A 13,943-nucleotide genomic window follows, 5' to 3' on the forward strand; every position below is an offset into this window, starting at 1 on the left:
GAGAGTGCAATATATGACTGGTTGCGGCTTTTCGCTGGTCGCGATGTTGTCCGGGGCCGAAGCCGACGTGAGCACCCACGCCGAGCCGGAGGAACGCCCGTACGCCGCCGACGAGCGCCGTCGCCAGGTCGTGGCCAAGGCGAACGTCGCCTGACACCAGGCCGGCCTGATCACCTCCCCAGGACCACGGGTCCGGCGAGCACGCCCACGATGTCAGGCCATGCCTTCGCACCGAGGTCGGCGTCAGCCGCTGCAGTACCTCCGTAGCGGAACCGAGGGGAAGGGGCGGCCGGCCCTTCCCCTGGCAACCGCGGGCGATGCCCGGCCTCGGCCGTGCTGACGATCTTGGCAGTGCGTCCCGCCGAAGCGCGACGTGACGCCAACTCCTGCGCGAACACCAACGACGGCCACATTTCATCGTCGCCACCCGCCACGAGCAGAATCTCAGCGGCGGACTGCTCGATCGGGATGACGGCCTGCCGCGCCGCCTCCTCAAAGGTCTGCCGACTGCGCTCGTAGTGCGTTCGGTAGGCAGTTGGTTCCCCTTCCGCTTCCTCGGGAGACCAACTGTCGTCGTAGGAGACGAACGGGACAGGCTTCTCCCTCCACGTCCACGACGAGCGATAGGGATAGGTCTTCCCGTCGGAACCGGGGCCGACGTTCGCCCAGACGACAGAGGTGGGCGACAACGCGACCACTGCATCAACACGCGGATCGTGGATGGCGAGAAGCAGGGCGGCTTCAGCGCCCTTGGACACCCCTAGCACACCTGTCCTCTCTGCCCCCTTGGCCCGCAACAGACTGATCGCGGTACAGAAGGTCTCCAGTGGAATCTCGCAGATCCCCGCGGGTTGCCCTTCGCCGCCGAACCAGCGGATCGACAGCGCAGTCATCCCGGTGCGCGCGAGCAGGCGGCAGCGGTCGGTTTCGATGCGACCACTCGAACCCGCGAGCACCAGCACACCCACCGTGCTGCCTCCGACGGGTTCCACCATCACGCCCTCACAGTGCGCATTGATCGCGTACTCGGTGATCTCCACTGGACCCCCTCGTGGTGGACTCGTACCGGAGATCATCCCAGGAGCCACCCCACGTGCTCGAGAGTGGGCACGACGTTCGTGATGTGTGCAGCGAAGAGGCCCGCTGGCGCGCGTCGACGCCGGCCAACTCAGCGAGGCGGTGTCGCCCGGGCCGGGCGCGGGGAACGCGCTGGTGGTGAGTGACGCTGCTGGTACAGCTCGGGGTGGTGGCGGTGACGGGGCTCCTGAATCTGCGGCTGCCCCGGTTGGCCGGCTGAGATGCGGGTGCGCGGCCGAGCGCTGAGCGGGGCAGGCCGCGCCCGGTACGTCAGCAGGGTCCGGACCACGTGTCGCGGTCCGGACCCTGCCCCGTGCGGTGCCGCCCTGCGGTGGCGGTGCGTCAGCTCTGTGCGGTGTTGTCGCCCGTCTGCCCGGTGCCCTCGGCTGTGCCTGTCTTCTCGCGCATCTTGCGCACCAGCTCCGCCTTCTGGTCGGCGGCACCCTGGCGGTCGAGGTTGCGGTACGGACCGTTGTTCTGCCGTTCGGCGCGGGACAGCTTCTTGCGCTGGCCGCCGCCCATGCCCACGGGGTTGTTGATGTTCTTGCTCACGGGTTCTCCCGGAATGGTGTGAAGTGATCTACGGATTCATCGGTGGGGGACGGGCACGGCGACGTCGAGGGAAGTCAGCAGGGGCCCGTCACGCTCTCACTCGTAAATCGGCGTCTGGAAGAACATGAGCAAGACGTTACCTGGTCCCGTCGGCTCCGCATACCAAGTTCTTCGCCGTCTCGGCGCCGGCCGGGCCTTCGGTGAGCGCCCAGGGGCAGCCGCTTCCTTCCAGACCCAGCGGGGGCTCTGCATCGCCATTCCTGTCACGCCCTTGCCACGCCGAAGCGAAGCGAAGAACGTGGCCCGGCTCGCGTTACGGGCTCACGAATACGGCTGCTTGTCCTGCGCTTCCGCAGGCCCGGCGGCGACTTGATAAAAGCCGCCGCCGGTCCTTCGGCCAGGAGGCGTAGGCATCCATGCCTGCGGCGGCCAAGGGACGAAGGGGATCCAGTGGCCGGGGAGATCGCGCCACCAGTCGTGCACGACGTCGCGAACGCAGGCGGCCTGCGGCCCGCAGCTCAGCGCTCGCCGTACGGCGTCCGCCGCGTTTCGCCGAACCACGCTCGCGCTGCAGCGGGCGCCACCGTGCCGGCCGCGTGAACCAGTCCTCGGCGGCGTAGGGCCCGCACCATACTCCGCTCCCAGAAGTCGCTCCACGAAGATCCTAGGAGGGCAAGTGGTCATCGGCACGAACGGCGGCGGCCTGGCCCACAGGTGAACCTCCTCCCAGCTGACCCGGTCACCTTCTACGACCGCATCGGCGACGTCACCTGGGAAGACGTCGGCAACGGCTCCTTCACATCACCGTGTGACCAGGCACGCTGGACCCACGGTGACCGCACCGCAGTTCATCAGGGCCGGCAGGACGGCCGGACGTTGAGCAGCTCGGTCCGCAGCACGGGCGTGCCGTCGACAGGCGCCGGGTCCTGCGTAGTTGGCTCGATACCACCAGCAGCGATCTTGTCGAGCGTCTTCAGGCCGACGGCACCGACAGTGCCGAACACCGTGTAGTTGGGTCGCAGCGCGGAGTCGCCGTAGACGACGAAGAACTGCGAACCGTTCGTGTCCGGACCGGCGTTGGCCATCGCCAGCAAACCGCGCCCGTAAAGGCGACGGACGCCGGTCGGATCGCTCGGTGCCGGCGGCAGGTCCACCGGCAGCTCGTCCTTGTACTCGTACCCCGGCCCACCCTCGCCCGTGCCGGTCGGGTCGCCGCACTGCAGGACCTTCAGCGTCGGATACGCCGTCAGCCGATGGCACACCGTACGGTCGTAGAACCGGTGCCGCGCCAGGTGCACGAAGCTCTGGACCGTGCACGGCGCCTTTGCCCGGTCCAGACTCAGCGGGAGCGGGCCCTGGCTGGTCCGGACAGCCATACCGACCGTACCGTGACTGGGGGTGTGCCGCGGGTCGGGCGGCAGGGGAACCCGCCGCGCCGCCGGCTCGTCCGGGGTCTGCGTGTACTGGCAAGGACCGTGCGTGGTTCGCGGCGGGGCATCGTAAGCGGAGGCGGTGGTGCTGCCCCCGGACACGACCAACGCTGCTGCCGCCCATGCGGTCATGAGAGCTCGGTTCATCCTGCACACCCTCCAAAAGATCGCCAGATTTCGGAGCGGTCGCAGCCTAAGGCGCGTCCCGGCCGGCGAGAACCCGCCCGCAAGCCACATTCGCCTCCCCGCCTTCGGCCCACGGCCGCGGGCCACTTCTCGTTTCGACCACCTTCGACCCCCTCAACCGCCCATCCGTGCGCCGACATGGTGGCCGCACGCATAGCCAACCCTCGAACTATGTTGCCCCACCACATGTGCCCCTGACCTGCATCTTCCTACCGTGTGCCGACACGTACCCGTCCCCACGGCAAACGAGGAAGTGGCGCACATGGCCTCCGGAACCACCGCTCCCCCACCACCCGCGAACCTCAGGCGCATCGTCGTAGCCAGCCTCATCGGCACCACCATCGAGTGGTACGACTTCTTCCTGTACGGCTCCGCGGCCGCCCTCGTCTTCAACAAGCTGTTCTTTCCAGGCTCCGACCCGCTCGTCGGCACACTGCTGTCGTTCCTGACCTACGCCGTCGGGTTCGCGGCCCGGCCGCTCGGCGCGCTGGTGTTCGGGCACTACGGGGACCGGCTGGGGCGCAAGCGGCTGCTGGTGCTGAGCCTGCTGCTGATGGGCGGGGCGACCTTCGCCATCGGACTGCTGCCCACGCATGCCACGGTGGGCAGCGCGGCGCCCGTGCTGCTGACCCTGCTGCGGCTGGTGCAGGGATTCGCGCTCGGCGGCGAGTGGGGTGGCGCCGTGCTGCTGGTGTCCGAGCACGGGGACGCGCGCCGGCGCGGGTTCTGGGCGTCGTGGCCGCAGACCGGGGCGCCGGCCGGGCAGTTGCTCGCGACCGGTGTGCTGTCGCTGCTCACCGCCGTGCTGTCGGACGACGCCTTCGTGAGCTGGGGCTGGCGGATCCCGTTCCTGCTCTCCGGTGTCCTGGTGGTCGTCGGTCTGTGGGTCCGCCTCTCCGTCGACGAATCGCCCGTGTTCCGCGAGGCGTTGGCACGGTCCGAGGCCCGCCGGAGTGCCGGAGCGCCCGAACAGCCGCCGCTCGTGTCGGTGTTGCGGCACCACTGGCGTGATGTGCTGGTGGCGATGGGCGCGCGGATGGCGGAGAACATCAGCTACTACGTCATCACCGCCTTCATCCTCGTGTACGCCACCACGTCCGCCGATGTCTCCAAGCAGACCGCGCTGAACGCCGTGCTCATCGGCTCCGCCGTGCACTTCGCCGTGATCCCGGCGTGGGGCGCGCTCTCCGACCGGGTCGGGCGGCGGCCGGTCTACCTGCTGGGCGCGGCCGGGATCGGGCTGTGGATGTTCCCGTTCTTCGCCCTGGTGGACACCGGGCGGTTCGGGTACCTGGTGCTGGCGGTGACCGTCGGTCTGGTGCTGCACGGCGCGATGTACGCGCCCCAGGCCGCCTTCTTCTCCGAGATGTTCGCGACCCGGATGCGCTACTCAGGAGCCTCCGTCGGCGCCCAGTTCGCCTCCGTCGCCGCCGGGGCACCGGCTCCGCTGATCGCCACCGCTCTCCTGTCCGACTACGGCAGCTCGACCCCCATCGCCCTGTACGTGATCGCGGCCTCGCTGCTCACCCTGGTCGCGGTGGCCGCGGCGAAGGAGACCCGGCGGCGGGACCTGGCCGACGACGGCACCGGGACCGTGACGACGGGCAGCAGGGCCGACGCGCACACCGGGTGAGCGTGCGCCGCTGGTTCCCGGGGATCAGCGGCGCTCCGCCGGCGCCACCAGCCGGTGCAGGCGCAGCGCCAGTTGGATCTCCAGGACACGTGCGGGGCTCTGCCAGTCGTCGCCCAGGAGGTGGGCCACCCGCTCGAGCCGCTGCGCCACCGTGTTCACGTGGACATGGAGGTCGTCCTTGGTGCGGGCGGGGCTCATCCCGCAGGCGAAGTAGGCGTCGAGGGTGCGCAGCAGCTCCGTGCCGCGCCGTGCGTCGTACGCGACGACCGGGCCGATGGTGCGTTCGACGAATCCGGCGACGTCCCGTTCGCCGGCGAGGAGCAGCCCGAGGAAGCCGAAGTCCTCGGCGGCGGCGCCGTCCCCGCCCCGGCCGAGGAGGTGGAGCACGTCGAGGCAGCGGCGGCCCTCGGCATAGCCGGCGGCCACGGTGTCGGGCCTGGCGGTGAGATCGGCGACGGGCGCGGAGGCGCCGACGGTCACCGGCTGGTGGACGGCGGTGCCGAGGTGGCGGGCGGTGCGCCGGGCCACATCGGCGGCGGTGTCGCCGAGGTCGAGGGGCAGCAGCAGGACGGTGCCGCCGTCGCGGGCCGCGGCCAGGCCGTGCCGGGTGGTGGCCAGGTGGGAGGCGGCCGACCAGAGCCGGCGGCGGGCGGCCGCCTCGTCCTCGGCGGTGGCCGCCGGACCGTCCAGCCGGGCGGCCAGCACGACATGGGTGGCGTCGAGGTCGGCGTTCAACCGGGCGGCGCGGTCGCGTAGTTGGCGCGGGTCGCGGTCGCGGGCGTCGAGGAGGTCGTCCAGCAGCTCGCCGCGCACGCGCTGTTCGGCCTCGGCGGCGGAGCGGCGGGCCAGCAGGAGCAGTGAGGTGACCATGGCGGCGCGTTCCAGGGTGCGCTGGTCGACGGGGTCCAGGCCGGGGTGGCCGCGCAGCACCAGCGCGCCGAGCAGCTCGCCGCCGGCGGCGACCGCGGCGATCCAGTCGGCGCCGTGCCGGACCGCGTGCCCTTCCGTGCGCGAGGTCGCCAGCGAGCGAGCGTCCGTGGTTTCGGTGAACTCCACGATGCCGCCGAGGACTTGGGAGACGGCTGCGGCCACGTCATGGACTCCGCCGCCGCGCAGCACGAGTTCGGCGAGCCGGTCGTGGACGTCCGAGGCCCGTTCGATCACGGCGCTGCGGTCCTTGATGATCTCGTTGGCCCGCTCCAGGCCGGCCATGGCCGAACGGGTCTCCGTGAGCAAGTTCGCCCCGTCGATGGCGGCCGCGGCCAGCGCGGCGAAGGAACCGAGCAGCGCGATCTGCTCCCGTTCGAAGACCCGCGCCCGCCGGTCCGCCGCGAACAGCACGCCGATGACGTGCGGCCCCAGCATGAGCGGCACCCCGAGGATGGCGACCAGGCCCTCGTCGCGCACCCCGGCGTCGATGGTGAGGGTGTGCTGGAAGCGGTCGTCCTTGAAGTAGTCGTCGGTGACGTAGGGCCGCGCGGTCTGTGCGACGAGCCCGCCGAGCCCCTCCCCCATGCCGAGCCGCAGCTGCTGGAAGCGCGCCGCGACGGAGCCCTCGGTGACCCGCATGTAGGTGTCGCCGCGCGCCGGGTCGTTGAGGCTCAGGTAGGCGACATCCGTGCCGAGCAGGGAGCGGGCGCGCTGGACGATCGCCTGGAGTACGGCGTCCACGTCCCGCAGTCCCGCCAGGTCGTGCGCGGTCTCGAAGAGCGCGGACAGCTCGGCCTCCCGCCGTCGTCTGCCCTCCAGCTCGGTGCGGACCCGCAGCGCGAGGAGTCTGGCCCGCTCCAGTGCGGCGATCCGCTCGGGCGGGCTGCCTTCGGCACGGGCGACCAGCAGCGGCTGCTCGTAGGCCTCCGCCGCGGCGCCCCTGGCCAGCAGTTCGAGGTAGGCAGACTCGGCACCGGAGAGCACCTCGGCACCCTCGGCGAGGGCGCCGACCGCTTCTGCCGGGGCCGGCCGCCTGGCGGACTGCACGTGATTGCGCGACATGGTCACAGGATTCCGCATCGCCACCGCGGCCCGTCGGGCCTGTGGAAAACTCGCGGACCGGCGGCTGCCCGGCCCTTCAGTGGGCCGTCCAGCCGCCGTCGAGCACCAGCGAGGTGCCCGTGACGAAGGATGCCTGGGGACCGCAGAGATAGGCCACGGCCTCGGCGACCTCCTCCGGTTCGAGGAGCCGTTTCACGGCGGTGTCCGTCAGGAGCACCTCGGACAGCACCCGTTCCTCGGGGATGCCGTGCGCCTGGGCCTGGTCGGCGAGCTGTTTCTCGACCAGTGGGGTGCGCACATAGCCGGGGTTCACACAGTTCGAGGTCACACCATGGGGTGCGCCCTCAAGGGCAGCCGTCTTGGAGAGTCCCTCCAGACCGTGTTTGGCGGCCACATAGGCGGACTTGAAGGCGGAGGCGCGCAGCCCATGGACGGATGAGACGTTCACGATCCGCCCCCAGCCCTGCGCGTACATGTGCGGCAGCGCGCCCCGGATGAGCCGGAACGGCGCCTCCAGCATCACCGTCAGCACGGTGTGGAAGACGTCCGGCGGGAACTCCTCGATGGGCCGCACCAGCTGGATGCCGGCGTTGTTGACGAGGATGTCGGTGCCGGCGGCGGCACGCTCGGCCGCGTCCAGGTCGGTGAGGTCGAGGACGTACGGCTCGACGGCACCGCCCGCCGGGCCGGCGACCCGTCCGGCCGCCTCGCTCAGTTCGGCCAGCCCGGCCGCGTCCCGGTCCACGGCTCTCACCTCGGCTCCGGCGGCCGCGAGGCGCAGCGCGCAGGCGCGGCCGATGCCGCCGGCGGCACCGGTGACAAGAGCGGTGCGGCCGCGCAGGTCGAGGGTGGGCGCGTGGGGTCCGGGGAGGACGCTGGGCGAGCTCATGATCCGACCCTAGGCGGCCCTCCCCCGGGACCACATAGGGTCAGCGCACATACTTCAGCTGAAAGTCGTAGCGTCGAACCATGTGGGTGCATCCGACATGGCCTGCTTGATCCGGAACACACCGAACTCGTTCAGCTCCGGCAGGGCGTCCACGTCGAACCAGGCCACCTCCAGCGACTCGTCGTCGTTGACGCGGGCCTCGCCACCGACGGCCCGGCAGCGGAAGGTGATGTCCATGTACTGGCAGACGTCGCCGTTCGGGTAGGTGACGGGGTTGAGCGCCTGGACGAGGACCACCCGCTCGGCGACACAGCGCACCGCCGTCTCCTCGAAGACCTCGCGCACGGCGCACGCCGCGGGCTGCTCCCCGGGATCCGGAATGCCGCCGATGACCGACCACTTGCGGGTGTCGGTACGACGGCCCAGGAGCACTCTGCCCTCGTCGTCGAAGACGATGGCGGTGATCCCGGGCAGCCACAGCAGCTGGTGGCCGGCGGAGGCCCGGATCGCATGGATGAAGTCAGGAGTGGCCATGCGCCGACCCTAACCGCCCGGTTCTCCCCAACGGCCGAAGCCACGGGGCGTACAGCGGGTGTACGGCTACGCGTCACCGGCGCGCCGGGAGCGCAGCCCCGCGCCGATCGCCCAGCCGATCCCGCCCGCCGCTACCAGGACCAACGCGATCTCGGGCAGGATGCCCAGCTTGGTCGCGGGGGTCTCGGAGGTGCGCAGCGGCACCTTCTGGACCAGGTAGGCGGGCACGAACATGCCGGTCTTCTGGGTGATCTTCCCGTCCGGCACGATGACCGCGCTGACGCCACTGGTCACCGGCACGGTGACCGTCCGGCTGTGCTCGACGGCGCGGATCCGGGACATGGCGAGCTGCTGGTAGGTCATCTCGCTGCGGTCGAACGTGGCGTTGTTGCTCGGCACGGAGATCATCTCGGCGCCGTGCGTGACGGTGTCCCGCACGTCCCAGTCGAAGGCGGCCTCGTAGCAGGTGGCGAGGCCCACCTTGGTGCCGTCGATGTCGAACACACCGGGCTTGGTGCCCCGGCTGAAGTCCTGCCGGACCATGCTGGTCCAGTTCTTGTTGATGGCGCCGACCAGACCGCGCAGCGGGAGGTACTCGCCGAAGGGCTGGATCTGCCGCTTGTCGTACGTCGCCGTCGGGCCCTTGGCCGGGTCCCAGAGGATCTGCTCGTTGAGGAGCTTGCCGCCCCGCTCGACGACCCCGCCGACCGAGATGGGCACACCCATCGCCGTGGCGGCCTCGTCGATCACGGCGGCCGCGTCGGCGTCGCTGAACGGGTCGACGTCGGAGGAGTTCTCCGGCCACAGCACGAAGTCCGGCTTGGCGACCTTGCCGGCCTTGACGTCGGCGGCCAGCTTGAGCGTCTCCTTCACGTGGTAGTCGAGGACGGCCTGCCGCTGGGACGCGAAATCGAGACCGGCGCGCGGCACGTTGCCCTGGATGACCGCGACGGTGACGGAACCGTCCTGCGCCTTGTCGCTCACCAGCGTCCGCGCGGCGATCGCGCCGACCACGGGGACGGCCACACTGAGCAGGGCCGCGGCCGCCGCGCCGCGCCGGATCTCCCGTGTGCGGCGCCCCTCGACGGCCAGGCGCACCACCTCGTACAGACCGAATCCACACAGCACGACGGCGAATCCGAGGACGGGGGTGCCGCCCACCGCGGCGAGCGGCAGGAAGACGCCCTCCGCCTGGCCGAAGGCGATCTTGCCCCACGGGAAGCCGCTGAACGGCACGCGCGCGCGTGCCGCCTCACCGGCGATCCACACGGCGGCCGCCCACACCGGCCAGGCCGGCAGCCTGGACACGGCGGCGACGCCCACACCCACCAGGGCGACGAAGATCGCCTCGATCGCCACCAGCGCGAGCCACGGCCCCGGGCCGACCTCGACGCCGGTCCACACCAGCAGGGGCAGCAGGAAGCCGAGTCCGAAGAGATAGCCGAGGCCGAGGGCCGCCTTCCAGGTGCGGCCGCGCAGCACCCATCCGAATCCGGCGAAGGCGGGCAGGGCCAGCCACCACAGGGTGCGCGGCGGGAAGCTGACGTACAGCAGCACTCCGCTGAGCGCGGCGGTGGCGGCCGGGACCAGACGGAGCAGCAGCCGCAGGCCGCGTGCGCGGGGCGCGGGGCGCGGTGTGAGCTGGTCCGACTGGTCGACGGAAGTTGCGGTGGCGGTCACTCCGGGAGTGTACGGCGGCCGCCCTCGCGGCCGACAGCACGGTCTCGGCATGCAGGAATCACACCGTTCCCGCTCAAGTCATCCACAAACCGGGCATCACCGGTTACGGTGAGCCGAGGCGGGCGGCGGGGCCCGCCACAGGTCGGGGGACCGGGTACGGGGGGCGACGGTGGGGTCGACCGGGATGACGTCCGCTGCCGGAACGGATGCGGACAACGACAGACGAAACGTTTCTGACGCGGTGGGCGTCGTGGTGCTGGGAGCGTGCGCCGTGTGGCCGCTGCTCTCGGCTGCCGGGCGCGACGGACGGCCCGAGGGCGTACTGCTGGCGGTGCTGGCCGTGGCCGCGGGCTATGCCGCGGGCCGGATGGCGGGGTCGCTGTGGCCGGTGGCCGCACCCTGTGTCGGCGCGCTGGCCGGGCTGGCGACGGCGGTGGCGATGCCACAGGCGGCCACGGGCTCTCAGTTCACCACGCCGCTCGGCCATGCCGGTGCCGTCGCGGCGCTGCTGGTCCTCGCGACGGGTGGCGTGTGCTGCGCCGCCTGGGCGACGCCGGTGACGGCGCTGCGGTTCGGACTGCGGGCGCTGGCCGCCGGGATCGCGGTGACCGGTGCCGCCATGGGCTCGGCGATGGGGTGCGCCGCCAGTGCCGCCGTGCTGCTGTGCTCCCTCGCCGCCGGCCGGATGCGCCACCGGGGCGCGGGCATCGCGGGACTGGGGTCGGCGGCCGCGCTGGTGACCGGCATGGTCTGGGCGGTCGCCGCGAACGTCCTGCCCGCCGGCCTCACCGCCGCCCTGGCGGGTCCCCTCACCGAGCGCCGCGTCCAGCTGTGGCGGGACGCGCTGCAGCTGGCCCGCCGCAACAGCGCCCTGGGCGTCGGCCCCGGGCGGTTCGGCGAGCTGAGCGGCGCCGCGTCCGAAGCCCTGCCGCCCGACGGCAGGCCGCACTCCGCACCGCTCCAGCAGGCTGCCGAACAGGGTCTGGTCGGTGTCCTCCTGCTGGCCGCCGCGTTCTGCTGGATCCTCTACGCGCTGTGGCGATCGACCCGCTCCACGCCGGTCGTGCTCACCGCGGGCGCGGCGCTCACGGCACTGGCCGCGGTCGCAGCGGTCGGCAACGCCCTGAGTTTCACGACGGTGTCGGCGGGCGCGGGCCTGCTGGCGGGTCTGGCGACGGCCCGGCCATGGGTGGCGGGTGTCCCACCGAGTTGAAACCGACCTGCGTGGACGCCGAGATCCCTATGGCGGGCACACATGTGTCCGAGCCACACGGTTTCGTCGGCTATCTCAGTGCGCGGTGCCGGGTGTGATCGTCCGCAGGCGTTCCCTGATGACCCGGACCGCCGACTCGGCGTTGTCCACGGTGATGGTGAAGGTGTGGCCGTCCCACAGGCGCAGCACGATGCCCTCGCCGCGGCGGACGACGACGGCCGTGCCCTTCTCGGGCCGCCAGCGATAACCCCAGCCGCCCCAGTGACGCGGCGTGATCTGCGGGGTGAAGTCGGCGCCGACCACATGGGAGAGCGGAATGCGACGGCGCGGTACCCCTATGTGGCCGCACCGGACTTCGAGGCACTCCTTGTCGAGCCTCAGATCGACATGCACGAAGGCGAGGGTGCCGAAGAGGACGAGCAGCCCGGCGGCGATGCAGCCCACGACCGACATCACCAGCGGCGCGATCCCCGAGGTCCAGGCCGAGTCCACGGCCAGTTCGACGCCGAGCGCCATGCAGGCCGCGCCGACCAGCGCCATCAGCCACTGGACCCGGTTGGTGGCGCGCCCCGTCCAGACATCCGGGTGCGGGGCGTCCTCGTCCGGGGAGCGGTCGTGGGGGTGGTCCCTCATGTCTACGAGATTACTCAGGTTTCGCTGCGCGGGTACCGCGTCGCGGAGGGTGACTGCTCACATCGGCGGTATCCGCGGCCCCGGAGGGGCACGGGGAGGCGGCGTGGCTGGCCGTTCGCAGCAGCTGGGCCTCGGCGTAACCGAGCGCGGCCTCGGGGAGCTCGCCCTCGCGGCCGTTGAGCAGCACCGTCACCGTCCCGGTGGCCGGTGCGTCGGGGGCGGGCCGCGCACCGATCCGGCGCAGCGCCTGGGCGGCCACCGCTCCGGCGGAGCCGTGCAGGACGACGGGCGCGGCGCCGGGGGGCTGCACGGCGGCGCGGATACGTTCCGCCAGGAGTTCGTAATGGGTGCAGCCCAGGACGACGGTCGTCACGTCGTCCGGTGTGAGCGCGGCGGCCGCGCTCACGGCGGCGTCGACGGCCGCCTGGTCGGCGTGTTCCACGGCCTCGGCGAGGCCCCAGCAGGGCACCTCGGTGACCGGCACGCCGTCGGCGAAGGCCGCGATGAGACCCCGCTGGTACGCGCTGCCGGTGGTCGCGGGGGTGGCCCAGATCGCGACGGGGCCGCCGCCGGCCGCGGCCGGCTTGATCGCCGGGACGGTGCCGATGACGGGGATGCCGGGTTCCAGGCGGGCGCGCAGCGCCGACAGGGAGTTCACGGTCGCCGTGTTGCAGCCGACGATCAGCGCGTCGGGCCGGCGGGCGGCGGCGGCCTCGGCGACGGCCAGGGCACGCTCGGTGATGCCCTCGGGGGTGCGTGGCCCCCAGGGCATGCCCTCGGGGTCGAAGGAGAGGACGAGATCCGCGTCGGGGCGCAGCCGCCGTACCGCTGCGGTGGCCGCCAGCAGGCCGATGCCGGAGTCGATGAGCGCGATCTTCACCCGGCCACGATAGACGATGGGCCGTTGGTGGCAGGTCCCATGGGGCAGACTGCGCGGGTGAGCGCCATCGTGTGGACCGCCGCCGTATCCCTCGCCGCCTGGCTGTGGCTGCTGCTCTGCCAGGGCTTCTTCTGGCGCACCGATGTCCGGCTGCCGCCCCAGGGCGATCCCGGGGAATGGCCGGATGTGTGCGTGGTCGTGCCCGCCAGGGACGAGGCGGCGGTACTGCCCCTGAGTCTGCCGTCGCTGCTGGCGCAGGAATACCCGGGGCGGGCGGAGGTGGTCCTGGTCGACGACGGCAGTACGGACGGCACCGGGGGGCTGGCCCGGGAACTGGCCGCACATCACGGCGGGCTGCCGCTGACCGTGGCCTCGCCCGGCGAGCCCCCGGCCGGTTGGACGGGCAAGCTGTGGGCGGTACGGCACGGCATCTCGCTGGCACGCGCGCGTGGGCCCGAGTATCTGCTGCTGACGGACGCGGACATCGCGCACGAGCCGGACAGCCTGCGGCTGCTGGTGGCGGCGGCGCGCACCGGGGGCTTCGACGTGGTCTCGCAGATGGCCCGGCTGCGGGTGGCGAGCCTGTGGGAGCGGCTCGTGGTGCCCGCGTTCGTCTACTTCTTCGCCCAGCTGTACCCGTTCCGCCGGATCGGCCGGAAGGGGTCGCGTACCGCGGCCGCGGCGGGCGGCTGTGTGCTGCTGCGCGCCGACACGGCGGAGAGGGCGCGCATCCCGGACGCGATCCGGCACGCCGTGATCGACGACGTGGCGCTGGCCCGCGCGGTGAAGGGTGCCGGCGGGCACATCTGGCTGGGGCTCGCGGACCGGGTGGACAGCGTGCGGCCCTATCCCCGCCTGCACGACCTGTGGCGGATGGTCTCCCGCAGCGCGTACGCGCAGCTGCGGCACAACCCGCTGCTGCTCCTCGGCACGGTGGCGGGTCTCGCGCTGGTATACCTGGTGCCCCCGGCCGCGGTGCTGGCGGGAGCGGTCACCGGCGACGCGACGGCGGCGCTCGTCGGCGCGGGGGCCTGGCTGGTGATGACCGCGACGTACGTGCCGATGCTCCGCTACTACCGGCAGCCGCCGTGGCTCGCCCCCTTGCTGCCGTTCACCGCGTTCCTCTACCTCCTGATGACGGTCGACTCGGCGGTACAGCACTACCGCGGGCGCGGGGCGGCCTGGAAGGGCCGTACGTACGCGCGTCCAGGCGCCGTGGCCGACGAGGGCTGACCCGCTGCGTC

Annotated in this window: 12 protein-coding genes; 3 read left to right on the forward strand and 9 right to left on the reverse strand. The window is 72.1% G+C overall.

Features of this window, described 5'->3' with window-relative positions; all coding sequences use genetic code 11:
* Positions 1-170 precede the first annotated feature (170 nt).
* From ACWDGI_RS29260 to ACWDGI_RS29270, 3 genes are all read right to left on the reverse strand, one after another.
* Positions 171-1,040, reverse strand: coding sequence for an acyl-CoA thioester hydrolase/BAAT C-terminal domain-containing protein (locus tag ACWDGI_RS29260; RefSeq protein ID WP_450763985.1), 870 nt, complete (start codon positions 1,038-1,040; stop codon positions 171-173).
* Between the two features lie 379 nt (positions 1,041-1,419).
* Positions 1,420-1,629, reverse strand: a complete 210-nt coding sequence (locus ACWDGI_RS29265; RefSeq protein WP_450763987.1) for a DUF6243 family protein — start codon at positions 1,627-1,629, stop codon at positions 1,420-1,422.
* Between the two features lie 851 nt (positions 1,630-2,480).
* Positions 2,481-3,191 carry a peptidylprolyl isomerase gene (locus tag ACWDGI_RS29270; RefSeq protein WP_450763989.1) on the reverse strand — a complete coding sequence of 237 codons (711 nt, stop codon included), beginning with the start codon at positions 3,189-3,191 and terminating at the stop codon, positions 2,481-2,483.
* A gap of 316 nt (positions 3,192-3,507) precedes the next feature.
* Between ACWDGI_RS29270 and ACWDGI_RS29275 the strand changes: the two genes are divergently transcribed.
* On the forward strand, positions 3,508-4,878 hold the full coding sequence (locus ACWDGI_RS29275; RefSeq protein ID WP_450763991.1) for an MFS transporter: 1,371 nt from the start codon (positions 3,508-3,510) through the stop codon (positions 4,876-4,878).
* Between the two features lie 24 nt (positions 4,879-4,902).
* Here the strand turns inward: ACWDGI_RS29275 and ACWDGI_RS29280 are convergent, their stop codons facing one another.
* The 4 genes from ACWDGI_RS29280 to lnt all read right to left on the reverse strand — a co-directional run bounded on the left by ACWDGI_RS29280 (position 4,903) and on the right by lnt (position 9,973).
* Positions 4,903-6,870 (reverse strand): helix-turn-helix domain-containing protein, encoded by a 1,968-nt coding sequence (locus ACWDGI_RS29280; RefSeq protein WP_450763993.1) that lies wholly within the window; start codon positions 6,868-6,870, stop codon positions 4,903-4,905.
* A gap of 76 nt (positions 6,871-6,946) precedes the next feature.
* Positions 6,947-7,759 (reverse strand): 3-hydroxybutyrate dehydrogenase, encoded by an 813-nt coding sequence (locus ACWDGI_RS29285; RefSeq protein ID WP_450763995.1) that lies wholly within the window; start codon positions 7,757-7,759, stop codon positions 6,947-6,949.
* 54 nt (positions 7,760-7,813) lie between these two features.
* Entirely contained in the window at positions 7,814-8,293 is a 480-nt protein-coding gene (locus ACWDGI_RS29290; RefSeq protein WP_360491558.1) for an NUDIX hydrolase, read from the reverse strand.
* Positions 8,294-8,359: 66 nt separating this feature from the next.
* On the reverse strand, positions 8,360-9,973 hold the full coding sequence (gene lnt / locus ACWDGI_RS29295) for an apolipoprotein N-acyltransferase (protein ID WP_450763997.1): 1,614 nt from the start codon (positions 9,971-9,973) through the stop codon (positions 8,360-8,362).
* Positions 9,974-10,157: 184 nt separating this feature from the next.
* Between lnt and ACWDGI_RS29300 the strand changes: the two genes are divergently transcribed.
* Positions 10,158-11,186 (forward strand): O-antigen ligase family protein, encoded by a 1,029-nt coding sequence (locus ACWDGI_RS29300; RefSeq protein WP_450763999.1) that lies wholly within the window; start codon positions 10,158-10,160, stop codon positions 11,184-11,186.
* A gap of 75 nt (positions 11,187-11,261) precedes the next feature.
* Here the strand turns inward: ACWDGI_RS29300 and ACWDGI_RS29305 are convergent, their stop codons facing one another.
* Both ACWDGI_RS29305 and ACWDGI_RS29310 read right to left on the reverse strand, forming a co-directional pair.
* Positions 11,262-11,819, reverse strand: a complete 558-nt coding sequence (locus ACWDGI_RS29305) for a hypothetical protein (RefSeq protein WP_450764001.1) — start codon at positions 11,817-11,819, stop codon at positions 11,262-11,264.
* Positions 11,820-11,829: 10 nt separating this feature from the next.
* Positions 11,830-12,699, reverse strand: coding sequence for a glutamate racemase (locus ACWDGI_RS29310; RefSeq protein WP_450764003.1), 870 nt, complete (start codon positions 12,697-12,699; stop codon positions 11,830-11,832).
* A gap of 39 nt (positions 12,700-12,738) precedes the next feature.
* Here ACWDGI_RS29310 and ACWDGI_RS29315 point away from each other — a divergent pair, with 39 nt between their 5' ends.
* The gene (locus ACWDGI_RS29315; protein ID WP_450764005.1) at positions 12,739-13,932 is read left to right on the forward strand and encodes a glycosyltransferase; all 1,194 of its coding nucleotides are present in this window, start codon (positions 12,739-12,741) and stop codon (positions 13,930-13,932) included.
* Positions 13,933-13,943: the final 11 nt, after the last annotated feature.

This window comes from Streptomyces sp. NPDC001220 (genome assembly GCF_053597895.1).